This window comes from Variovorax sp. P1_G12 (assembly GCF_056405555.1).
This window is the reverse complement of record NZ_JBFUBW010000011.1, coordinates 198063-221089: the sequence shown is the minus strand read 5'-3', so window position 1 is coordinate 221089 and position 23027 is coordinate 198063. Positions and strand designations below refer to the sequence as shown.

Here is a 23027-nt window from a genome sequence, read left to right as displayed (position 1 = left end):
TGCCGGTGCCGGTGCCGGTGCGGCCGCCGGCGGCGCGGCCGCCGCACGCTGCTGCGCGATCTCGCGTGCGCGCTTCGACTGCGTCAGCCAGTCCTGCACGCTGCCTTCGTATTCGCGCCAGCGCCCGTCGCCCTCGAAGGCGATCGTGCTGGTCACCACGTTGTCGAGGAAGGTGCGGTCATGGCTCACCAGGAACACCGTGCCGTCGTAGTTCTGCAGCAGGTCCTCGAGCAGCTCCAGCGTGTCGATGTCGAGGTCGTTGGTCGGCTCGTCGAGCACCAGCACATTGGCCGGTCGTGCGAACAGGCGCGCCAGCAGCAGCCGGTTGCGCTCCCCGCCGCTGAGCGAGCGCACCGGTGAATGGGCGCGCGCCGGCGAGAACAGGAAGTCGGCCAGGTAGCTCTTCACGTGCTTGCGCTGGCTGCCGATCTCGATCCATTCGCTGCCCGGGCTGATGAAGTCCTCCAGCGTGGCGTCGAGGTTCAGCGCGTTGCGCATCTGGTCGAAGTAGGCCACCTGCAGGTTGGCGCCGCGGCGGATCTTGCCGCCATCGGGCTCGAGCTCTCCGAGGATCAGTTTCAGCAGCGTGGTCTTGCCTGCGCCGTTGGGACCGATCAGGCCGACCTTGTCGCCGCGCAGGATCGTCCCCGTGAAGTTGCGGATCACCGCCTTGTCTCCGAAGGACTTGGAGGCCTCCGTCAGCTCCGCGACGATCTTGCCGCTGGCCTGGCCCGAGGCCACATCCATGTTCACGCTGCCCTGGACCTCGCGCCGCGCCGAGCGGTTGGCGCGCATTTCCTGGAGCCGGCTGATGCGGCTCTGGCTGCGCGTGCGGCGCGCCTCCACGCCCTTGCGGATCCAGATCTCTTCCTGGGCCAGCAACTTGTCGGCCTTGGCATTGATCACGGCCTCCTGGGCGAGCTGCTCCTCCTTCTGTATGAGGTACTGCTCGAAGTTGCCCGGGTAGGAGCCGAGCTTGCCCCGGTCCAGCTCGATGATGCGGGTCGCTACGCGGTTCAGGAAGCTGCGGTCATGGGTGATCGTCACCACACTGCCCTTGAAATCGATCAGCAACTGCTCGAGCCATTCGATCGAATCGAGGTCGAGGTGATTGGTGGGTTCGTCGAGCAGCAGCACATCGGGCGAAGCCACCAGCGCCTGCGCCAGCGCGACCCGCTTGCGCGTGCCGCCCGACAGCGAGCCGACGATGGCGCTGCCGTCCAGATGCAGGCGATGCAGCGTTTCTTCGACGCGCTGCTCCCAGTTCCAGGCGTCGAAGGCTTCTATCTGCGACTGGAGCGCATCGAGGTCCAGCCCTGGGGCGCCCGACAGATACTGGTCGCGAACCGCGATCACCGCGGCGAGCCCCGCGCTCGCGGAAGTGAACACGTCGGCTTCCATATCGAGCATCGGCTCCTGCGCGACATACGTCACCCGCACGCCTTGCTGGATCTGCAGCGTCCCGTCGTCGGGCTTCTCGAGGCCGGCCAGTATCTTGAGCAGCGAGGACTTGCCCGCGCCGTTGCGTCCGATCAGCCCGATGCGCTCCGATTCGATGAGAGAGAAGTCCGCATGGTCGAGCAGCGGGACGTGACCGAACGCGAGTTGCGCGTCGAGGAGTGTGATGAGTGCCATGTGGACCCAATTATCGGAGCGAAGTGCCTGCGAGCCGTTAAAAGTGGCATATACTCGCAGGCTCGGCTGAAAACGCGAAAGCGTCTTCTGTCAGGCGGCCCGAAAGGACCTGCCAGGCAAGTCGAAAAAAAGCCGAAGACGGTTGACGAAGTTAGAAAAAACGAGTCATAATCGAAGGCTCCGCTGAACGAAGGCGATGCGGCATTCCTCCCGAGGGGTGTTGCGGAAGTCGAAGGGAAGCGGGAAGAAAAAAGACCTCCGGGTTTGACGAAGTTGAAAAAACTGTGTCATAATCGAAGGCTCCGCAGAAAACGCAGACTGCAGCGGCTTCCAAGTGAAGCGGTTGTAGAAAACGAAAGAAAGCGAAAAAAGTTTGCCGGTTCTTAAAAAACCGTGTCATAATCGAAGGCTCCGCTGATCGCAGCGAAGCAAGCAAAACAAGAGATTGTTTTGACGGATCGTTAAAAATATACAGCCGATAAGCGTGGGCGTTTGAGGCGAATGGCTAAGTTCTTCGGAACAAAGTCTTCAAGACTTTAAACGCTCATGAGAATAGAAGTGAAGTTCACTTCAATTTCTTTTTTTATGAGTTTTGCTTGACCGCGAGGTCGGGCGCAAAATCAAGATCGAACTATAGAGTTTGATCCTGGCTCAGATTGAACGCTGGCGGCATGCCTTACACATGCAAGTCGAACGGCAGCGCGGGAGCAATCCTGGCGGCGAGTGGCGAACGGGTGAGTAATACATCGGAACGTGCCCAATCGTGGGGGATAACGCAGCGAAAGCTGTGCTAATACCGCATAAGATCTACGGATGAAAGCAGGGGATCGCAAGACCTTGCGCGAATGGAGCGGCCGATGGCAGATTAGGTAGTTGGTGAGGTAAAGGCTCACCAAGCCTTCGATCTGTAGCTGGTCTGAGAGGACGACCAGCCACACTGGGACTGAGACACGGCCCAGACTCCTACGGGAGGCAGCAGTGGGGAATTTTGGACAATGGGCGCAAGCCTGATCCAGCCATGCCGCGTGCAGGATGAAGGCCTTCGGGTTGTAAACTGCTTTTGTACGGAACGAAAAGGTTCTTTCTAATAAAGAGAGCTCATGACGGTACCGTAAGAATAAGCACCGGCTAACTACGTGCCAGCAGCCGCGGTAATACGTAGGGTGCAAGCGTTAATCGGAATTACTGGGCGTAAAGCGTGCGCAGGCGGTTATGTAAGACAGTTGTGAAATCCCCGGGCTCAACCTGGGAACTGCATCTGTGACTGCATAGCTAGAGTACGGTAGAGGGGGATGGAATTCCGCGTGTAGCAGTGAAATGCGTAGATATGCGGAGGAACACCGATGGCGAAGGCAATCCCCTGGACCTGTACTGACGCTCATGCACGAAAGCGTGGGGAGCAAACAGGATTAGATACCCTGGTAGTCCACGCCCTAAACGATGTCAACTGGTTGTTGGGTCTTCACTGACTCAGTAACGAAGCTAACGCGTGAAGTTGACCGCCTGGGGAGTACGGCCGCAAGGTTGAAACTCAAAGGAATTGACGGGGACCCGCACAAGCGGTGGATGATGTGGTTTAATTCGATGCAACGCGAAAAACCTTACCCACCTTTGACATGTACGGAATTTGCCAGAGATGGCTTAGTGCTCGAAAGAGAGCCGTAACACAGGTGCTGCATGGCTGTCGTCAGCTCGTGTCGTGAGATGTTGGGTTAAGTCCCGCAACGAGCGCAACCCTTGTCATTAGTTGCTACATTTAGTTGGGCACTCTAGTGAGACTGCCGGTGACAAACCGGAGGAAGGTGGGGATGACGTCAAGTCCTCATGGCCCTTATAGGTGGGGCTACACACGTCATACAATGGCTGGTACAAAGGGTTGCCAACCCGCGAGGGGGAGCTAATCCCATAAAACCAGTCGTAGTCCGGATCGCAGTCTGCAACTCGACTGCGTGAAGTCGGAATCGCTAGTAATCGTGGATCAGAATGTCACGGTGAATACGTTCCCGGGTCTTGTACACACCGCCCGTCACACCATGGGAGCGGGTTCTGCCAGAAGTAGTTAGCCTAACCGCAAGGAGGGCGATTACCACGGCAGGGTTCGTGACTGGGGTGAAGTCGTAACAAGGTAGCCGTATCGGAAGGTGCGGCTGGATCACCTCCTTTCTGGAAATAAAGCTGTTCAAGCTGAACGCCCACACTTATCGGTTGTTGGAAGATGTCGAAACATCGACATGGGTCTGTAGCTCAGCTGGTTAGAGCACCGTCTTGATAAGGCGGGGGTCGTTGGTTCGAGCCCAACTAGACCCACCATATCTTCCGATAGTCTCGTGAGGACCCGGGGGATTAGCTCAGCTGGGAGAGCACCTGCTTTGCAAGCAGGGGGTCGTCGGTTCGATCCCGTCATCCTCCACCACTTCAACACGAAAAACATTCAACACCAAAGCTGCTTCGCAAGAGGCATCTTTGTTGTTGATCAAGATCTCTTGATCAATCGGCTGTTCTTTAAAAATTCATAGAGTCGAATTAGCGTCGCTGATGGAAACTGCACATTCGTAAAGGTTTAGTGCAGACCGTGCCATCAGCGACATGAATTTTTGATTGCGTCAATTATGAACTTCAATTTCGAATCAAATCGAAAGTATGAAGTACGGCATAACGCGCCAGGTGAAAGACCTGGCAATTCCTTGATTAATTTTGGTTTCTGTGAAGAAACGTCAAAGTTATAGGGTCAAGTGAATAAGAGCACGTGGTGGATGCCTTGGCGATGATAGGCGACGAAGGACGTGATAGCCTGCGATAAGCTTCGGGGAGCTGGCAAATTAGCTTTGATCCGGAGATTTCCGAATGGGGAAACCCACCTGAAAGGGTATCGCATGATGAATACATAGTCATGCGAGGCGAACCGGGTGAACTGAAACATCTCAGTAGCTCGAGGAAAAGACATCAACCGAGATTCCGAAAGTAGTGGCGAGCGAAATCGGAAGAGCCTGTTAGTGATAGCACAAGACTTAACGGAACAGTTTGGAAAGACTGGCCATAGCGGGTGATAGCCCCGTACGTGAAAAGACCTGTGTGGTACTGAGCTAACGAAAAGTAGGGCGGGACACGAGAAATCCTGTCTGAATATGGGGGGACCATCCTCCAAGGCTAAATACTCATCATCGACCGATAGTGAACTAGTACCGTGAGGGAAAGGCGAAAAGAACCCCGGGAGGGGAGTGAAATAGATCCTGAAACCGCGTGCTTACAAAAAGTAGGAGCCTCGTAAGGGGTGACTGCGTACCTTTTGTATAATGGGTCAGCGACTTACATTCAGTGGCAAGGTTAACCGAATAGGGAAGCCGTAGAGAAATCGAGTCCGAATAGGGCGATCAGTCGCTGGGTGTAGACCCGAAACCAAGTGATCTATCCATGGCCAGGATGAAGGTGCCGTAACAGGTACTGGAGGTCCGAACCGACTAGTGTTGCAAAACTAGCGGATGAGCTGTGGATAGGGGTGAAAGGCTAAACAAACTTGGAAATAGCTGGTTCTCTCCGAAAACTATTTAGGTAGTGCCTCAAGTATTACCGTCGGGGGTAGAGCACTGTTTTGGCTAGGGGGTCATGGCGACTTACCAAACCAAGGCAAACTCCGAATACCGACGAGTACAGCTTGGGAGACAGAGCACCGGGTGCTAACGTCCGGACTCAAGAGGGAAACAACCCAGACCGCCAGCTAAGGTCCCTAAAATTGGCTAAGTGGGAAACGAAGTGGGAAGGCTAAAACAGTCAGGATGTTGGCTTAGAAGCAGCCATCATTTAAAGAAAGCGTAATAGCTCACTGATCGAGTCGTCCTGCGCGGAAGATGTAACGGGGCTAAGCCAGTTACCGAAGCTGCGGATTTGCAATTTATTGCAAGTGGTAGGAGAGCGTTCTGTAAGCCTGTGAAGGTGCGTTGTAAAGCGTGCTGGAGGTATCAGAAGTGCGAATGCTGACATGAGTAGCGTTAAAGGGGGTGAAAAGCCCCCTCGCCGTAAGCGCAAGGTTTTCTACGCAACGTTCATCGGCGTAGAGTGAGTCGGCCCCTAAGGCGAGGCAGAGATGCGTAGCTGATGGGAAACAGGTCAATATTCCTGTACCGATGTGTAGTGCGATGTGGGGACGGATCTTAATAGGTCATCCGGGTGTTGGATATCCCGGTTTAGTGGGAAGTAGGCGATGGGTAGGCAAATCCGCCCGTCATATACCGAGGCCCATGATCGAGCCAGCTTGCTGGTGAAGTGACTGAWCGAGGTTCCAGGAAAAGCCACTAAGCTTCAGCTACACACGACCGTACCGCAAACCGACACTGGTGCGCGAGATGAGTATTCTAAGGCGCTTGAGAGAACTCAGGAGAAGGAACTCGGCAAATTGACACCGTAACTTCGGAAGAAGGTGTGCCCTATTAGTGTGAAGTGAACAACGGAGCATGAATGGGTTGCAAAAAATCGGTGGCTGCGACTGTTTATTAAAAACACAGCACTCTGCAAACACGAAAGTGGACGTATAGGGTGTGACGCCTGCCCGGTGCTGGAAGATTAAATGATGGGGTGCAAGCTCTTGATTGAAGTCCCAGTAAACGGCGGCCGTAACTATAACGGTCCTAAGGTAGCGAAATTCCTTGTCGGGTAAGTTCCGACCTGCACGAATGGCGTAACGATGGCCACACTGTCTCCTCCTGAGACTCAGCGAAGTTGAAATGTTTGTGATGATGCAATCTCCCCGCGGAAAGACGGAAAGACCCCATGAACCTTTACTGTAGCTTTGTATTGGACTTTGAACAGATCTGTGTAGGATAGGTGGGAGGCTTTGAAGCAGGGTCGCTAGATCTTGTGGAGCCAACGTTGAAATACCACCCTGGTGTGTTTGAGGTTCTAACCTAGGTCCATTATCTGGATCGGGGACAGTGCATGGTAGGCAGTTTGACTGGGGCGGTCTCCTCCCAAAGCGTAACGGAGGAGTTCGAAGGTACGCTAGTTACGGTCGGACATCGTGACGATAGTGCAATGGCATAAGCGTGCTTAACTGCGAGACTGACAAGTCGAGCAGATGCGAAAGCAGGACATAGTGATCCGGTGGTTCTGTATGGAAGGGCCATCGCTCAACGGATAAAAGGTACTCTGGGGATAACAGGCTGATACCGCCCAAGAGTTCATATCGACGGCGGTGTTTGGCACCTCGATGTCGGCTCATCTCATCCTGGGGCTGTAGCCGGTCCCAAGGGTATGGCTGTTCGCCATTTAAAGAGGTACGTGAGCTGGGTTTAAAACGTCGTGAGACAGTTTGGTCCCTATCTTCCGTGGGCGCTGCAGATTTGAGGAAGCCTGCTCCTAGTACGAGAGGACCGGAGTGGACACACCTCTGGTGTATCGGTTGTCACGCCAGTGGCATTGCCGAGTAGCTAAGTGTGGAAGAGATAACCGCTGAAAGCATCTAAGCGGGAAACTCGTTTCAAGATGAGATCTGCCGGGGCCTTGAGCCCCCTAAAGAGTCGTTCAAGACCAGGACGTTGATAGGTCAGGTGTGGAAGCGCAGTAATGCGTTAAGCTAACTGATACTAATTGCTCGTGCGGCTTGACCCTATAACTTTGATCTATACGATCAAGGCTGTTATGCCAAGTTGACGCATTCAAAATAATTCTAGCCAAAAGCTAATTCCAGACTCTATGAATTCGTTGTGCTGACCCAGTCAGCATGACAACCCTTTATGCCTGATGACCATAGCGAGTTGGTCCCACTCCTTCCCATCCCGAACAGGACAGTGAAACGACTCAGCGCCGATGATAGTGCGGGTTCCCGTGTGAAAGTAGGTCATCGTCAGGCTCTTACAGCCCCAAATAGCCCAGCCCCTCAAAAGGCTGGGCTTTTTGCGTTTTTGGCGCCACCACACGCGTGGGCGTCCCGGCACCGGCGGGCACGGGCTTTGCGACAATCACGCCATTTCCTACCGGAGTATTCCCATGTCCCCTGTCTGGTCCCGCCGTGCCCGTTGGGTGGCACTGTCTGCCGTTGTTGCATTCGCCGCGGGTTGCGCTTCGACGCCCCAGCCGCCCGTGGCCGAGCCCGTGAAGGTCAAGGTGTTTGTCGGCGCCATGTTCGAGATCGGCAAGAACACCGGCGACCGCGCCGGTGAATTCCAGCACTGGTACGAGCGCTACTGGAAGAGTGCGACGCCGGTCACGGTGCCCGGTGCGCTGCAACCGGTGTATTGCAACGCCGACGGCGTCTGCGGTTCGGTGCTCGGCATGGGCAAGGTCAATTCGTCGTCGTCGATGCAGGCCATCCTGACCAGTCCGAAGTTCGATTTTTCCAAAGCCTACTACGTGATTTCGGGGGTGGCCGGCACGCCTCCTTCGCGCGGGACCATCGGTGAGGTCAACTGGGCCACCTGGCTGGTCGATTACGACCTCGGCCATCGCTGGGCACCCGAGGAGAACAAGTCCGGCGAGCCGACCTTCATGCCGCGCAAGGGCTACGAGGAGTACCGCCGCTTCAAGCTCAATCCCGAACTGGTCGCCTGGGCGATGATGCTCTCGGCCGACACGCCGCTGAAGGACTCCGATTCGGCCAAGGCCTACCGCCTGCGCTATCCGCAGGCGGCTGCGCGGCGCGCGCCTTTCGTCGGCACCGGCACCCACATGACCGGCGACACCTTCTTCCACGGCCCGGGCATGTCGAACCAGGCGCAGTACATCGCGAAGCTGTATGGCGCCGACGACTATGTGATCACCGAGATGGAAGCCGCCGCGATCACGCTGGTGATCAAGCGCCAGCACGGCACCGATCGCGTGATGAGCCTGCGCGGCGCGGTCAATTTCGACCAGGGCAATCCCCGCGAGACCACCTTGCAGCATCTGGACCCGGCGCCCGGCGAAACCGCGGGCGGCTTTGCCGAAACGGTCGAGAACATCGAGCTGGTCGGCAGCCGCGTGGTCGATCACATCGTCGTCAACTGGCCGCAGTGGCAGGCCGGCGTGCCGGCGCTGGCCCCGCAGCGCTAGAACAGCGAGGCGGTCCGGGCTGCGGCACCGTCGGACGATGATCTGCCGCGGCCTGCCGGGCCGCTTTGGGGGGTCGCCTCCACCTGAACCTCACCGGCTTTGGCGAGCGCGCCCACGCGCACCCCGAGCAGGCGCAGCGGGCGTTCCAGCGGCACCCGCTTGAGGCACTGGCCCGCGATTCGGCGGATCGCCTTTGGATCGGCCGTGAAGCCCTCGATGGTCTGGTCGCGGGTCGCGATCTTGAAGTCGCCGTAGCGCAGCTTGATGCCGATGGTCTTGCCGACGTAGCCCTTGCGCTGCAGGTCCTCGGCCAGCTTCTCGCACAAGTGGGTGAAGATGGCGCCGAGTTCGGCGCGGTCGCGCACCGCGTGCAGGTCGCGGTCGAAGGTGGTCTCGCGACTCATCGAGACCGGCTCGCTTTCGGTGACCACGGGCCGGTCGTCGCGGCCCCAGGCGACTTCATGCATCCAGGCGCCGCTGGCTTTCCCGAAGTTCGCGACCAGCCAGTCGCGATCCTTCGAGGCCAGTTCGCCGATGGTGCGGATGCCGTGCCGCTGCAGCTTCTCGTCGGCCTTCGGGCCGATCCCGTTGACCTTGCGGCAGGGCAGCGGCCAGATGCGCGCCTGCAGGTCGCTCTCGAACACGATCGAGATGCCATTGGGTTTGTCGAATTCACTCGCCATCTTGGCGAGCAGCTTGTTCGGCGCCACGCCGACCGAGCAGGTCAGCCCGGTGGCGTCGAGGATCGACTTCTGGATCAGCCGCGCCAGCACCCGCCCGCCCTCGCGCTGGCCGCCCGGCACCTCGGTGAAATCGATGTAGACCTCGTCGACGCCGCGGTCTTCCATGACCGGCGCGATCTCGGTGATGACCTGCTTGAAGCGGCGCGAGTACTTGCGGTACTCGTCGAAGTCCACCGGCAGGATCAGCGCCTGCGGACACAGCTTGGCAGCCTTCATGAGCCCCATCGCGGAGCCGATGCCGAACTGCCGCGCCGCATAGGTCGCGGTGGTGATCACGCCGCGCCCCGCGTAGTCCTTGAGCAGCGGAAAGGCGGCCACCGGGATGTCGGCCAGCGTGCCGCCTGCGGGCATCGCGCGCAGGGCCTCGTCGACCTTGCGGCGACCGCCGCCGATCACCATCGGCAGGCCCTTGAGCTGCGGGTAGCGCAGCAGTTCGACCGAGGCGTAGAACGCGTCCATGTCGAGGTGGGCGATGCGGCGGATCGGTGCGGTCGTCACGCCTGCAATTGTCGCTGCTGCGGCTGCGCCCGACTGGCACTGCTTGGACGGCCCGATGGGCGTGTCGGCGTGCCGATCGACGCTTGCGCTGCGCGGCCTGCCGGTGCCATGATCCGGCTCATGCAGACCCTCGCTTCGATCCTGTGGCGCCGGCTCGGCCAGCCGGGGCACGATGTCTGCCGGCTCGAGCGCCAGGGCGACAACTGGCAGATCGACGGCGGGGCGGCATTTCGCCATGAGGACGGAAGGGTCGCGCAGCTGCACTATCGCGTGCGCTGCGATCGCGCGTGGCACACGCAGTGGGGCACGGTGCGCGGCTGGCTCGGAGGCGAGGGGATCGACCTGTCGATCGTGCGCGATGCGCACGGCGGGTGGAAGCTCAACGATGCGCCGGCGATGGAACTCGGCCATTGCGTCGATCTGGACCTGGGGTTCACGCCGGCGACCAATCTGCTGCAGCTTCGAAGGCTGCATCTCGCGCCCGGCGAGGCTGCGGATGCCCCGGTGGCCTGGCTGGACCTGGACGGCGGCGGCCTGAGCGAACTGCAGCAGCGCTACGAGCGGCGCAGCGAGCGCGACTACTGGTACAGCGCACCGCGCTTCGACTACGAGGCGATGCTGGAAGTCACGCCGGACGGCTTCGTGCGTCGCTACCCGGCGATCTGGGAAGCCGAGGACTGACGCGCCGCCGTCGGCCTTTGCGCACCTTCAGAAGGTGCCGGGCAGCAGGATGCTCGAGTCGACGTCGTCGATCTGCGTCCGGCCGCAGAAGGCCATGGTCAGATCGAGTTCGCGCTGGATGATCTGCAGCGCGCGGGTCACGCCGGCCTGGCCGAAGGCGCCCAGGCCGTAGAGGAAGCTGCGGCCGATCAGGGTGCCGTGGGCGCCCAGTGCGCGCGCCTTGAGCACGTCCTGGCCGCTGCGAATGCCGCCGTCCATCCAGACCTCGATCTCGGTGCCGACCGCCTCGGCGATCGCCGGCAGCGCGGCGATCGAGGAAGGCGCACCGTCGAGCTGGCGGCCCCCGTGGTTCGAGACGATCAGCGCATCGGCGCCGCTGGCCGCCGCGAGGCGCGCGTCTTCCACGTCCATGATGCCCTTCAGGATCAGCTTGCCGCCCCAGAGCTTCTTGATCCACTCGACGTCGGCCCAGCTCAGCGTCGGGTCGAACTGCTCGGCGGTCCACGAGGACAGCGAGGAGAGATCCTTCACGCCCTTGGCGTGGCCCGCGATGTTGCCGAAAGTGCGGCGCTTGGTGCCCAGCATGCCCATGCACCAGCGCGGCTTGGTGGCGAGGTTCATCAGGTTCTTGAACGTGGGCTTGGGCGGCGCGGTGAGGCCGTTCTTGATGTCCTTGTGGCGCTGGCCGAGGATCTGCAGGTCGAGCGTGAGCTGCAGCGCCGAGACATTGGCGGCGCGGGCGCGTTCGATCAGGCGCTCGATGAAGTCGCGGTCGCGCATCACGTAGAGCTGGAACCAGAACGGATGGCGATCGGTCTTCTCGGCGATGTCCTCGAGCGAGCAGATGCTCATGGTCGAGAGCGTGAACGGAATGCCGAAGGCCTTGGCCGCGAGCGCGCCGAGGATCTCGCCGTCGGCATGCTGCATGCCGGTCAGGCCGGTCGGGGCGATCGCCACGGGCATCGTGACCTCCTGGCCGATCATCGTGGTGCGGGTCGAGCGGCCCTCCATGTTGACCGCGACGCGCTGGCGCAGCAGGATCTTCTGGAAGTCGCTTTCGTTGGCGCGGTAGGTGCCTTCGGTCCATGCGCCGGAATCGGCGTAGTCGTAAAACATGCGTGGCACGCGACTTTTGGCGATGACTCGCAGGTCTTCGATGGTCGTGATCTTGGACAGGTCTGGCACGGGAAAGGGCTCCTGGGTTCTGTGGCTGCGCAATGCCTATTATCTGCGGCGCTCGAGCGCCCCTTTCCGGACGCCCCGCCGACAGCGTTGCGAAACACGGCTCAGAATCCCTCGTCCATCGTCGGACCGCCCGAGCTTCCTACTTCAGCCTGCAGAACGGCCAGCCTTCGACGCCGGCCCAGATGCAGGCACGGATCCAGGCGACCACGACATGGGGGTCTTGTCCCTGCGGCACGGTTGTCATCTTGATCAGCATCACGGCCTCCGTGGAAGTGGTGGAGCGAACTCCCATGCATGAAGGTATAGACCCGGTGGGCTTGACCGGACAGCAGCCTGTACCCTGCGATGCCGTGGGCCGTGGCGCGGGATGCCTGTACGCCGTTTGCCCATGAGCGGCCATCGGTTCCGGCTGACAGATGTCGGACGCCTTCCGGGCGACGTCGCGCGGCGCTTCGCGCCGGCCTCAGCGCTTCGCGCTCGCCACCACGCCGGCGCCGCGCACCTCGAGCCTGACCTGGTCGGCCACCTGGCCGCGCGCATCGAGCAGCTCCACCACGTGCCGCCCCGGCCACGGCAGCCATTGCGCGCTGGCGCCGCGCGCGAAGGGCCTGCCGTCGATGCGCCATTGCACGCCGCGGCCTTCGGCCTCGAAGCGCACGCGCTGGCGGCTGGGCGGGATATCGGGGTCGAGCGCGATGATGGTGCCGTCGGACGGCGCCCTGATGCGCGGCGCCGCTTCGGCCGCCGATGCATCGGGCGCGATCGCGAACACCGGCTGCTCGGTGCCGGCGATGAACCATTCGCCGCGGGCCGCCTCGAGGTCGTCGCCGAAGCGCACGCGGGCCTGCACCACGCCTGCCGGCGGCGCCGGCGCCCGGCTCGGCTCCTGGCGATGCAGGAAGCCCATGAGCTGGGCCCAGACCGGCGCTGCGCCGCTGGTGCCGCTGACCTCCCACATCGACGCGCCGCTGGCGTTGCCGACCCAGACGCCGACGGTGTAGCGCCCGGACCAGCCGATCGCCCAGTTGTCGCGCATGTCCTTGCTGGTGCCGGTCTTCACGGCGCTCCAGAAGCGGGTGCCGAGCACGCTGTCGAGGCCGAAGGTGCGGGCGCGGGCGTTGGGGTCGGCCAGGATGTCGCCGACGATGAAGGCTGCGCGCGCATCGATGGCGCTGTGGTTGGCTCCCGCTGCGGACGAGGGGCTGGGCAGATAGCGCGTGTCGCCGAAGCGCCCGCCGTTGGCCAGCGTCCGGTATGCGTTGGTGAGTGTCAGCAGCGAAACCTCGGCGCTGCCCAGCGCCAGGCTGTAGCCGTAGTAGTCGCCGTTCTGCGCCAGCGGCAGCCCGGCTGCGCGCAGCTGCCGCGCGAAGGCTTCGGGCGACACCATCACCAGGGTGCGCACAGCCGGCACGTTGAGCGAGGCCGCCAGCGCGGTGCGTACCGAGACGTAGCCCTTGAACTGGCGGTCGTAGTTCTGCGGGATGTAGAGCCCGCCGGCGGTGTTGATCTGCGCCGACGAGTCGTCCAGCAGCGAGGCCGCCGTGAGCCGGCGCTCGGCGATCGCCTGTGCGTACAGGAAGGGCTTGAGGGTCGAGCCCGGCTGTCGCTGTGCGAGCACGCCGTCGACCTCGGCCGCGCGGCTCAGCGCGCCCGAGGAGCCGACCCAGGCCAGCACCTCGCCGCTGGCGTTGTCGAGCACCACCAGCGCGCCGTCCTCGACGTTGCGCCCGCGCAGTTCGCGCAGCTGACGCTGCAGCGCGTCGAGCGCGAAGCGCTGCAGCGGAGCCCGCAGCGTCGTGCGAACGGGCTGGGCCGTGCCGGCGTCCTTCAAGGCGCGTCGCGCCAGGTGCGGGGCGATCCCTTCGCTCGGATCGAAGGCGCGCCGCTGCAGCGCCGCACTGGCGAACATGTCGAGCGCATCGCAGTCCGGCTTGCCGGTGGGTTCCATCACGCGCATCAACTCGCAGGCCCGCTGCGCTACCAGCGCGGGCTTGGCGTTGGGTGCCCGCACCAGTGCCGCGGCGACCGCCGCCTCGCGCGCGTCGAGCCCATGCGGCGCCTTGCCGAACAGCGTGCGCGACAGGGCGTCGATGCCGACGATCTCGCCGCGGAAGGGCACGGTGTTCAGGTAGGCCTCGAGGATCTGGTCCTTGCGCCAGCCGCGCTCCAGCTGTTGGGCCGCCACCGACTGGCCGAGCTTCTGCGTCAGGCTGCGGCCGCCGCCGGCGCGCCGCAGATCGTCGTCGAGCAGGCCGGCGAGCTGCATCGTGATCGTCGAGGCGCCGCGGGTGCGGGTGTTCCAGACATTGCCCCAGGCCGCGGCGGACACCGCGCGCCAGTCGACGCCGCTGTGTTCGTAGAAGCGCTTGTCCTCGCTCAGCAGCATGGCGCTGCGCAAGGCGGGCGAAATGTCCGCGAGGGCGATCCATTCGCCGCGCCGCACGCGGGCGTCGGTGCGCACGCGCTGCAGCAGGGCGCCGTCGCGGTCCAGCACCGCGGTGTCGGATGGATGGAAGTCGCGCCGGACCTCGTCGAAGCTGGCAAGCGCCCAGGCCGGCGCCGCGAGCACCGCGGCCAGCGCCAGCGCCAGCGACGGACAACGAAGGGAGGTCATGCCATCTCGAGCGCCGCGCCGCGCAGGTCCGCAGATTTTCAAGCCGGCCGCCGGGCGAGCAATGCCCAGATTCCCGCGGCCGACAGGAGCGAGCCGCCGGTGAGGTTGAAGCGCCGCTGCGCGCGCGGCGACGCCAGCAGCCGGCGCGCCGAGCCCGCGAACACCGCATAGAGCGTGGCGTTGAGCGCGGCCATGGCCACGAAGGTCAGGGCCAGCACCCACAACTGCGGCGTCACGCTGGTGCGCGGATCGATGAACTGGGGCAGGAAGGCGACGAAGAACACGATGCCCTTGGGATTGAGCGCCGTCACCAGGTAGGTGTTGGCGAACAGTCGCCAGCGTGAGCCGGGGGCCGCGGGGGCGGCAAGAACGGCGGGCGAGATGCCGGCGCGCAGCAGCTTGATGCCGAGATAGAGCAGGTACAGCCCGCCCGCCCACTTGATCGCGGTGAACCAGAAGGCCGAGGTCGCGAGCAGCGCGCCGAGGCCGAGCAGCGACACCACCAGCGCCGTCGAATCGCCGAGCGCGACCGCGGCCACCAGCGGCGCGTTGGCACGCCGGCCGTGGGCCACGGAGTAGCTGATGACCGTGAGGATGGTCGGCCCGGGGATGATCAGGAGCACCGCCGATGCGGCGACGAAGGCGAGCCAGAGCTGGATGGACATGACGGTTGTTCTTTGTGTGAACGGGGTCGAGCGTGATTCGAATGGTGTCTTCAGTTGCCCGGGCCTGCAAGCACGCGCTGGACGAACGGGGTATTGGCCTCCGAGTAGGCCTGCAGCAATCGGCGCTCGGCTTCGAAGCGCGCGGGCCAGGCGGTGTCGTAGCCGGCGACCTCGATCGCCGCGTCAGTGCCGCCGCTCAAGAACGACCTCCCAGAGTGCCTTGGATTGCGCATAGCGCTCGACCACCTGCTCCTCCCTGCCGAGCGTCCGCCAGCCGGTGGCGAACAGGCGGTCGACCGCGGCGCGATCGAAGAAGCGCTTGGGCACGCCGTCCACCAGATAGAAGTTGTCCGCGAGGTCAGGATCGCGACTGGCGCCATGTTGGAAGTCGTGGGTCGAATTGAGGCGGCACAGCAGCACGCCGCCGGGCCGCAACTGCCTCCGGATGCGCTCGACGAGTTCGACCGTCTCGGGCCAGTCGAAGTAGTGCAGGCAGAGGCTTGCGAGCACGACCCCACAGGTGCCGGCGGGCAGCGGAAAGGGCTCGCGGATGTCCTGGCCATGGAACTGTGCGGAGGGCGCCCGGGCGCGGGCCGCTTCGATGGCTTCGTCGCTGAGCTCGATGCCCACCACCGCCAGCCCGGCGCTGGCCAGCGTTTCGGTGTCGCGCCCGCTGCCGCAGCCGAGCTCCAGGATCGGCTGGCCGCCGGCGCGCTCGGCCACCAGGGGCAGCCAGCGTTCGAGCCAGGGGTCGGTGGGCGAGGGGGCTGGCTGCCTCATGCCCTGGCCTTCCTCGGCCTGGCGGCAATCTTCAGCGATTCCCTCGCCAGGGCCATCAGCCGCTCGCGATCTTCGAGCAGTTCGGCCGGCAGCGCGAAGTAGCGCCGGACCTCGACGCGCCGCACCCGCGTGGCGTAGGAGAAGCACTGGCTGCCCATGGCTTCATAAGCCGGGCGCGTCGTGTCGTCGACCACGAAATAGAGCACGTTGCCGATGATCATCGCGAACTGCACGCCATGAGCCGACAGCCCGACGCCACCGAACAGGCGGGCGCCTCGCAGGTCGCGAAAGGCGTCCAGCTGATCCTTCACGAAGTCGACGAAATCCTGCGAATTCTTCACGGTGCCTTGGGGACTACGCATCCATGACCAGTTGCGTCTGCGTGACGACTGCGCACAGCTTGCCTTGCGCCGACCTGATCGTGGTCTGCCACACCATCGTGGTCCGCCCGCGGTGCAGCGCCAGGCATTCGCCGACGACCGTGGTGTCCCTGCGCGCGCCACCGATGAACTTGGTGCTGGAATCGGTGGTCGTGGTGCGCTTGCCTTGCGGGAGATTGATGATCGTGCCTACCGCGCCGAGCGTGTCGGCGAAAGCCATGTAGGCGCCGCCGTGCAGGATGCCGCCGGCGGTGCACAGCTCGGGTCGCACCTCGAGCTCGGCGACGACGCGCTCGGGCTCCAGCGTGACGAGGCGCACGCCCATCAAGCCGGGAAAGAGCGGTTCCAGGATCTGCTGGATCTGTTCGATGGTTGGCATCGGTGTTTCCTGTCGCGGTCAGCCCGGTGCACCGAAGCGAACCGCCGACCGCGCGCGGGCCCGCGCGGCCTCGATCTCGCGATCGCGCGGATCGGCGGTGGTGACCAGCGATTCGATCAGCGCGCGGGCCGCGGTCGTGACGTCTTCCACGGCCCGGTCGAAGGCCGCCTCGTTGGCCTTGGAAGGTTGATGGAAGCCGCTGAGCTTGCGCACGAACTGCAGCGATGCGGCACGCATCTCTTCTTCGGTCGCCGGCGGGTCGAAATTGAACAAGGTCTTGATACTTCTACACATCATGACTCCATGTGAGGGGCGAGGCCGCAGTGTGCGCAAGATCGAGCGCGATCTCAAGCCTGCCGCCGCGCTACTTCGCCGCCTCCACCTTCACCCTGGCATTCGGCATCTCGCCGAACATCTCGGGTGCATACAGCGCCTCGACGCGGCTCGGCGGCAGCGCGAAGTCGCCGACGTTGTTGAGGCGCAGCGTGTATTCCATCTTGACGACGCCCTTGGGCAGGTACTCGTAGTAGCTGCGGAAGGCCTCGAAGCTGCGTTCCTCGAAGGCCGGCCAGCCGCCGCCCGAGCGCTTCTCGCCCTGGGTCGCGATCTGCGAGTCGCGGCCCAGGCCGCCGCCCAGGATGGTCGCGCCGCCGGGGATCGGATCGGTGATCGCGACCCAGGTCATGTCGGCGCTGGCGTTGACTTCCAGGCTCACGCGCAGCACGTCGCCGCGCGAGTAGACGCCGCTCACCGCCTGCTCGACCGGGGTGACGGTCTTCTTGATCGCATAGCCGGCGGCGAATGGCGCCTTGAGCTGCACCGCAGCGAGCGATTGCAGCGTGAGCCAGGGCTTGCCGCTGCCGCTTTGCGTGACCAGCAGCGTGTCGCGGCCCGTGGCAGCCGGCCAGGGGACGAACAGGGTGTTGTTGCGCAACATGCCCGGCGACGCCGGCGCACCGAAGGCGCTGGCCTGGTTCGGAGCGCCGCCCGTGTCGCTCGCCTTGACCCGCTCGACCTTGCTCCAGTCCACCTGCGCCTTGGCCGTGCCCAGGCTGGCCGCGGTGACGCCGCTGACCGGCGCGTGTTCGAAGCGCCTGGAGAAGCTCTCGAGCGCCAGGCCGCCCCACAGGTTGGCCGTGGTGGTGCGCCAGGCGCCGTTCTGCTGGCGGCCGATGAAGCCGCTGGCGAGGCGGCCGATGTCGTCCTTCCATGCCGGATCGTCCATCACCGCGAGCAGCAGCCGGGCGGTGTTGACGTCGCCGTTGGCCATCAGCCACCACCAGTTGTCGTCCTGTTCGGTGCTGAACACCAGCCGTGTGCCCTGGTAGCTCAGGCGCGCCTTGAGCACGTTGTCGGCTTCGTCCAGGCGCTGCTGGCGCTGCGGCACGTCCTGCACCCGTCGCAGGATCTGGAGCCAGTCGATCACCGCGCTGGTCGGCCATTGGTTGGGCGCGATCGTGATGCTGCCGATCATGCGGCCCTGGGCCTTGCCATAGCGCGACAGCGCTTCGAGCGCCGCCAGCTTGCGGACGTCGAGATCCTTGCGCGGGCTCCAGAAGTCGCGCTGGATGCGGCCTTCGACGAAGGCGACGAGGCCCTGCAGCATCGGCGCGCTGGCCGCTTCGGGCAGCGCGAAGACGGGGTCGAGCGAAGCCGCCTCGTGCGTCGATGCGAGCAGGTAGGCGGTCAGGATGTCGCTGCCGCGGTTGGCCTCGCCATCGCGCGGCGGGAAGTAGTTGGCGAGGCCGTCGCCATCGAGGTAGCTCGGCAGCTGCGCCACCAGCGCCTGCCAGCCCTTGCCGTCGCGCAGGCCGATCGACTTGCTGGCCTTCTGCTCCAGGCAGGCATAGGGGTAGGCCGCGAACCAGTCGCGCACGCCACCCAGGCCTTCGGCCAGTCGTGGCTGCAGCGACATCCGCAGGCCGCCGCGGCCGGGCAGGGCGTCGGCCGGCGGGCCGACGTCGAGCGTGAAGGGGCCATCGAGCTGCACCAGCGTCGCCTGCTGCACGGTCAGCGGCACGGCGGGAAGGATGCGCTGGCGAACCTTGAGCGCATCGCGCGCACCGCCCAGCGTGTCGCGGGCCTCGATTTCCCACAGGATCGCCTCGGCGCGGGTCTGCGCGAGTTGCGCGGGTGCGGTCACGGGCCAGGCCAGTTCACGCGCTTCGCCGGGCGGAATATCGATCGTCTGCGGCTCGAGCGTGAGCAGCGTGGCACGCGGCGTCGCCTCGACCTTCATCGGTTGCTGCGTCGTGTTGCGCAGCGTGATCTGGGCCCGGAACTGGTCGTCCTCGCGCACCAGCGGCGGCAGGCCGCTGATGATCTGCAGGTCCTGCGTCGCCCGGATCGAGGCCTGGCCGGTGCCGAACAGGCCGGTGCCGGCATCGGCCACCGCGACGATCCGGAAGGTGGTCAGCGCGTCGTTGAGCGGCACGCTCAGCGTGGCCTGGCCGTTGGCGTCGAGCACCACTGCGGGCTTCCACAGCAGCAGGGTGTCGAGCAGCTCGCGCGTGGGGCTCTTGCCGCCGCCGCCGCCCGCGGGCACTGCCTTGCGGCCGTAGTGCCGGCGGCCGACGATCTCCATCTGCGCGGTCGAGGTGGCGACGCCCCAGCTGCGCCGCTGCAGCATGGCTTCGAGCAGGTTCCAGCTGTCGTTGGGCAGCAGCTCGAGCAGCGCTTCGTCGACCGCGGCGACGGCGACCTCGGCCCCGGCCGCGGGTTTGCCGTCGGGCAGCCGGCCGGTGATGGTGACCTGCGCCTGGCTGCGCACGGGGTAGGCGGGCTTGTCGCTCGCGACCTTGACCTCGATGCGATGGGACTGCGTGCCGACCCGGATCTCGGCCAGGCCGAGCCGGTAGGCCGGCTTGCTGAGGTCGACCAGCGCGGTCGGCGCCACGTACTCCTTGCCCTCGTACCAGAAGGCGGTCCACCATTCGCGCGGCGCCTTGAAGCCCCAGGTGAAGAAGCTGTACCACGGCACCTCGCGCAGCCGGCCGCGCAGGGCCAGCACGCTCACGTAGGCGTTCGGCCCCCACTCGGGCTTGACCTGAAGGCTCACGGTCGGGTCCTGCCCGTTGAGCTGCACCACGTGGGTCTCGATCACGCCCTCGCGTTCTACCGACACCAGGGCGGTGGCGAAGCGGAACGGACTGCGGACCTGGAACCTGGCGACCTCGCCGGGCTGGTAGCTCTTCTTCTCGGGCAGCACGTCGATGCGGTCGTGGTCCTCGCCGCCGAACCAGAGCTCGCCCTGCCGCGTCACGTAGACCGAACTCGCCGCGCGGCTGTCGCGACCGTCCTTGTCGGTGGCGCTGGCGATCAGCTCGACCTGGCCCGGCTCCTTGAGTTCGATCTCGCACAGCAGCAGGCCGCGGTTGTCGCTCTTGCCGCTGCAGACGGTCCCGATCTCCTTCACCTCGGTCTTGTTGTCGTAGGTGTAGAAGCCGCCCACCATGCGCTTGCGGCTGGTGGTGGTGATGCGGGCGACGGCGCGCACGTTGAGCGTCACGCCTTCCTGCGGCTTGCCCGCGAGGTCGAGCGCCAGCGCCTGGAACCTGAGCTTCTGGCTGGCCGACACCCAGCCCTCGGTCTTGATGCCGGCGACCACCGCGGCCGGCCACAGCGTGTGGGTGCTGCGCAAGGTCTGGACTTCACCGTTGGGGTCGGCGTAGCTGGCTTCGAGCAGCAGCTCGCGCGGCGTCGCCCTGGCGACCGGGATCTTGTCGATCGTGAGCTTGCCGGTGCCTTCCCGGTTGAGCGTGAGCGGGAGCTTGTCGGCGATCACGCGCGCGTCTTCCTCGTTCGCCGAGTCGCTGTCGCCGTCCTTGCTGGGGGCGGCAAAGCTGAAGGCATCGAAGTCGGCGAAGGAGGGCTGCTTGCCGCGCACCAGCGCCGACACGCGCACCGGCAGCGCCGCGGCGCCGCCGCCGGCGACGTAGTTGATCTGGACCTCGACCGGCAGCGAGCCGACCGCGACCAGCGGCTTGCCGTCGGCCGGCGCGATCCGGCCCGCGAGCACCGGCAGGCGGAACTCTTCGACGCGGAACTGCCCGGTGGCGTAGCTGCCCGGGCCGCCTTCCCCGGCGCTCGCGCTGCCCTCCTTGCCGCTTCTCAGCTCGACCTGGTAGACGCCGAGCTTGGCCGCGGGCGGGATCGCGAAACTGCTCTCGCCGCTGAGCCCGCCGGTGGCGGTCTTGCGCCATTTCAGCGGCTGCTCGAACTGCTGGCCGCTGCCCACATGGGTGACGACCAGCGTGTCGGGCCGCACCTCGGGCAGGCCGAAGCCCTTCTGCGTCTGCGTGCGCAGCAGGTGCTTCATCGACACGGTCTCTCCGGCGCGCAGCAGCGTGCGATCGAACACGGTGTGGGCGATGCGGTCGGGCTGGGCTTCGAGGCTGGTGGGCACGTTGAAGCGCCAGGGCTCGATGCCGCGCTGCCAGTCGCTCCAGGTGAAGGCGAGATCCTCGACGCCCTGCGTGTCCTTCGCGCGGGCGCTGACGAAGTAGGCCCCCGTGCTGTAGTCGTCCTCGGTGGCGCAGGACGGCGCGTCCGGGGAAATGCCGGACAGCCTGACCAGCCCGTTCGCGTCGGTGGTGCCCGTCGCCACTTCACGGCCGTCGCAGCGGGACACGCGCACCGCGGCGTTGGCGACCACGCGGCCCTTGTCCAGCGTCGTGACCCAGGCCACCGCGTTCTCGCGGCCCAGCTTGAAATGCACCGCGAGGTTGGTGGCGAGCGCGGTAGTGCGCACGTACATCGTGCGGCCGCTGCCGTAGCGCTCGTCGAGCAATGCGTCGCCGAGCTTCTGCGACGCGATCTCCAGCACGTGGAAGCCGGGTGTCAACGGAATGCCGACGACCTCGAAAGGCCGCGGGTCGCCGTTCTCGGCCTTGGGCATGTCCAGTGTGCGCACGCCGGCCTGGCCGCCGAGCAGCGACACCATGCGGGTCTGGATGCTGTCGCGGTCGTCCTTGTCGATCACCTTCGGCAGCGCGCCCTTGACGTCGCGCGCCGCGCGTTTGCGCGACATCGTGTCGTTGCCGTCGTAGCGGCGCACCTTGCGGAACCAGGCGATGATCTCGGCGTCGCTTTTCGGATTCAGGTCGCTGACCTGGCCGGGCGTCGATCCCAGGGTCAGCGCCTGCACCTGGAGGGCCGGCTCGACGCGGCGCACCGTGACCGGCATCAGCGCCACCCCGCCGGGCTCGGCCAGGCGCTCGACCACGCCGAAAGGCGAGGCGGCGAACTTGGCCAGCGGCGGCATCGCGCCGGTCGCGACCTTGAGCGGAAAGCTGTCGGGCGATGCCAGCGCGCGGCCCGAGGCATCCTCGAACTTCGGCGGCAGCGCGATCGTGAACGGGGTCTGCTCTGCGAACGGGGCCGGGAAGTTCAGCGACTCGACCACGCCATCGTCGTCCCTGGCGGCGTTGTCGTCGAACACAGGGTTGAAGGTCTTGCCCGCGCCCTTGAGCGTGATGGCGGCGGCCAGCTTGCGCGCCACCGGTGCGTTGAACCGCAGCACCATGGGCTTGAGCGGCAGGCAGCCCGATTGCGCGTTCTCGCGCTCGCAGCTGAACGAGACCGCGAAGGGTTCGCGCACTTCGAAGTTGAGCCGCCGCTCGACGTTGTTGACCACGCCCGAGGGCGTCGCCACGCCCTTGCCATAGATCAGCTGCACCCGGCTGGCCGGCGGCAGCGTGCGATTGCACTGCAGCGCGAGGAAGCGCAGCGGCGCCTTCTCGGCCTCCTTGTCGCGCCCCAGCGCCTTCAGCAGCGCGGCGCGCTGTTCGCCGTCGATCAGCCTGACCGGGATGCGCTCGCCGATGCCGGCGGCCGCGCACCAGACGTTCTCCTGCACGCTCTCGGGCGTGGCCGGGCCGTTGAGCTCGAGCATGAAGATCTGCTGCTCGTCGATCTTGCCGTAGCTGGGCTGCCAGTTGCGCACGAACGGGCCGCCGCTGTTGAAGCGGTAGCTTTCCGGACCGGTCAGCTCCGAACCCGCGGCGGACTTGAAGCCGGCCACGCGCGTCACGCTGCAGCGCACGCCCGGCGGCAGGTCGTTCTCGAAGTCGAAGACCCATTGCTTCTCTCCGGTCCAGCGGCCCGTGCCCTTGCCGGCTTCGGCGTCGGCGCAGCTGACGGCGAGCGGCGCCGGGGCCTTGGGGTCGCCGAAGCGGACTGCGGGCTGGTCGAACTTGGCGACCACCTGGCGCACGCGCGAGACTTCGCCCTGGGGCGTCAGGCTGGTGATTTGCAGTGCCTGGGCCGCGCCGGGGGCGAGCAAGGCGCTGGCGGCCAGCAGGAAGGCGGGTATCGATCGGCTCAAGCTTGGGTTCTCCATCCAGATTCTTCTTAGCGCGTCGAGCGTAGCCCATTTGCTCCCTCGGATCGGCCCGTTGTCGGCCCCCTCCTTACAATTCCGCACTCGTCGTGCGTGTCTCGCGCGGA

The 23027-nt window shown here is 64.6% G+C and carries 13 protein-coding genes, 2 tRNA genes and 3 rRNA genes; 7 read left to right on the top strand and 11 right to left on the bottom strand.

The window, feature by feature from the left end:
- A partial coding sequence (locus AC1D2O_RS15330; protein WP_478157357.1) for an ABC-F family ATP-binding cassette domain-containing protein occupies positions 1-1635 on the bottom strand: 1635 nt, incomplete at its 3' end.
- Positions 1636-2263: 628 nt separating this feature from the next.
- Between AC1D2O_RS15330 and AC1D2O_RS15325 the strand changes: the two genes are divergently transcribed.
- The 6 genes from AC1D2O_RS15325 to AC1D2O_RS15300 all read left to right on the top strand — a co-directional run bounded on the left by AC1D2O_RS15325 (position 2264) and on the right by AC1D2O_RS15300 (position 8655).
- A 16S ribosomal RNA gene (locus AC1D2O_RS15325) occupies positions 2264-3798 on the top strand.
- 70 nt (positions 3799-3868) lie between these two features.
- Positions 3869-3945, top strand: a tRNA-Ile gene (locus AC1D2O_RS15320).
- A gap of 27 nt (positions 3946-3972) precedes the next feature.
- Positions 3973-4048: transfer RNA gene (locus AC1D2O_RS15315), tRNA-Ala, on the top strand.
- Positions 4049-4361: 313 nt separating this feature from the next.
- Positions 4362-7236 (top strand): 23S ribosomal RNA (locus tag AC1D2O_RS15310).
- Positions 7237-7364: 128 nt separating this feature from the next.
- Positions 7365-7477 (top strand): 5S ribosomal RNA (gene rrf / locus AC1D2O_RS15305).
- The 16S, 23S and 5S rRNA genes sit together here with 2 tRNA genes alongside, the layout of an rRNA operon.
- A gap of 137 nt (positions 7478-7614) precedes the next feature.
- On the top strand, positions 7615-8655 hold the full coding sequence (locus AC1D2O_RS15300; protein WP_478157355.1) for a purine-nucleoside phosphorylase: 1041 nt from the start codon (positions 7615-7617) through the stop codon (positions 8653-8655).
- On the opposite strand, the gene AC1D2O_RS15295 is transcribed toward AC1D2O_RS15300, so the two are convergent.
- Positions 8652-9857, bottom strand: a complete 1206-nt coding sequence (locus AC1D2O_RS15295; RefSeq protein ID WP_478091119.1) for a Y-family DNA polymerase — start codon at positions 9855-9857, stop codon at positions 8652-8654. The genes AC1D2O_RS15300 and AC1D2O_RS15295 overlap by 4 nt on opposite strands.
- A gap of 159 nt (positions 9858-10016) precedes the next feature.
- Between AC1D2O_RS15295 and AC1D2O_RS15290 the strand changes: the two genes are divergently transcribed.
- On the top strand, positions 10017-10577 hold the full coding sequence (locus tag AC1D2O_RS15290; RefSeq protein ID WP_478091105.1) for a putative glycolipid-binding domain-containing protein: 561 nt from the start codon (positions 10017-10019) through the stop codon (positions 10575-10577).
- A gap of 27 nt (positions 10578-10604) precedes the next feature.
- On the opposite strand, the gene AC1D2O_RS15285 is transcribed toward AC1D2O_RS15290, so the two are convergent.
- From AC1D2O_RS15285 to AC1D2O_RS15245, 9 genes are all read right to left on the bottom strand, one after another.
- Positions 10605-11762, bottom strand: coding sequence for an alpha-hydroxy acid oxidase (locus AC1D2O_RS15285; protein WP_478157353.1), 1158 nt, complete (start codon positions 11760-11762; stop codon positions 10605-10607).
- Between the two features lie 463 nt (positions 11763-12225).
- Positions 12226-14376 carry a penicillin-binding protein 1C gene (gene pbpC / locus AC1D2O_RS15280; protein ID WP_478157351.1) on the bottom strand — a complete coding sequence of 717 codons (2151 nt, stop codon included), beginning with the start codon at positions 14374-14376 and terminating at the stop codon, positions 12226-12228.
- A gap of 38 nt (positions 14377-14414) precedes the next feature.
- Positions 14415-15041: a LysE family translocator gene (locus tag AC1D2O_RS15275; RefSeq protein ID WP_478091111.1), complete on the bottom strand. Its 627-nt coding sequence runs from the start codon at positions 15039-15041 to the stop codon at positions 14415-14417.
- Positions 15042-15091: 50 nt separating this feature from the next.
- Positions 15092-15241: a hypothetical protein gene (locus AC1D2O_RS15270; protein WP_478091113.1), complete on the bottom strand. Its 150-nt coding sequence runs from the start codon at positions 15239-15241 to the stop codon at positions 15092-15094.
- On the bottom strand, positions 15225-15821 hold the full coding sequence (locus tag AC1D2O_RS15265; protein WP_478091114.1) for a class I SAM-dependent methyltransferase: 597 nt from the start codon (positions 15819-15821) through the stop codon (positions 15225-15227). Before AC1D2O_RS15265 ends, AC1D2O_RS15270 begins: the two co-directional genes overlap by 17 nt.
- Positions 15818-16162, bottom strand: coding sequence for a TfoX/Sxy family protein (locus tag AC1D2O_RS15260; protein ID WP_478157349.1), 345 nt, complete (start codon positions 16160-16162; stop codon positions 15818-15820). Before AC1D2O_RS15260 ends, AC1D2O_RS15265 begins: the two co-directional genes overlap by 4 nt.
- A gap of 13 nt (positions 16163-16175) precedes the next feature.
- On the bottom strand, positions 16176-16580 hold the full coding sequence (locus AC1D2O_RS15255) for a PaaI family thioesterase (protein WP_478157348.1): 405 nt from the start codon (positions 16578-16580) through the stop codon (positions 16176-16178).
- An 18-nt stretch (positions 16581-16598) separates the two neighbouring features.
- Complete coding sequence (locus AC1D2O_RS15250; protein WP_478094750.1) at positions 16599-16874, bottom strand: DUF2277 domain-containing protein; 276 nt, start codon at positions 16872-16874, stop codon at positions 16599-16601.
- 70 nt (positions 16875-16944) lie between these two features.
- Positions 16945-22920 carry an alpha-2-macroglobulin family protein gene (locus tag AC1D2O_RS15245; protein ID WP_478157346.1) on the bottom strand — a complete coding sequence of 1992 codons (5976 nt, stop codon included), beginning with the start codon at positions 22918-22920 and terminating at the stop codon, positions 16945-16947.
- Positions 22921-23027 lie beyond the last annotated feature (107 nt).

What these genes read in the sequence shown, in the direction of transcription:
- AC1D2O_RS15300 (WP_478157355.1), top strand. Translation starts at nt 7,615, where the DNA reads ATGTCCCCTGTCTGGTCCCGCCGTGCCCGTTGGGTGGCACTGTCTGCC.
- AC1D2O_RS15295 (WP_478091119.1), bottom strand. Translation starts at nt 9,857, where the DNA reads ATGGACGCGTTCTACGCCTCGGTCGAACTGCTGCGCTACCCGCAGCTC.
- AC1D2O_RS15290 (WP_478091105.1), top strand. Translation starts at nt 10,017, where the DNA reads ATGCAGACCCTCGCTTCGATCCTGTGGCGCCGGCTCGGCCAGCCGGGG.
- pbpC (WP_478157351.1), bottom strand. Translation starts at nt 14,376, where the DNA reads ATGACCTCCCTTCGTTGTCCGTCGCTGGCGCTGGCGCTGGCCGCGGTG.
- AC1D2O_RS15275 (WP_478091111.1), bottom strand. Translation starts at nt 15,041, where the DNA reads ATGTCCATCCAGCTCTGGCTCGCCTTCGTCGCCGCATCGGCGGTGCTC.
- AC1D2O_RS15265 (WP_478091114.1), bottom strand. Translation starts at nt 15,821, where the DNA reads ATGAGGCAGCCAGCCCCCTCGCCCACCGACCCCTGGCTCGAACGCTGG.
- AC1D2O_RS15255 (WP_478157348.1), bottom strand. Translation starts at nt 16,580, where the DNA reads ATGCCAACCATCGAACAGATCCAGCAGATCCTGGAACCGCTCTTTCCC.
- AC1D2O_RS15250 (WP_478094750.1), bottom strand. Translation starts at nt 16,874, where the DNA reads ATGTGTAGAAGTATCAAGACCTTGTTCAATTTCGACCCGCCGGCGACC.
- AC1D2O_RS15245 (WP_478157346.1), bottom strand. Translation starts at nt 22,920, where the DNA reads ATGGAGAACCCAAGCTTGAGCCGATCGATACCCGCCTTCCTGCTGGCC.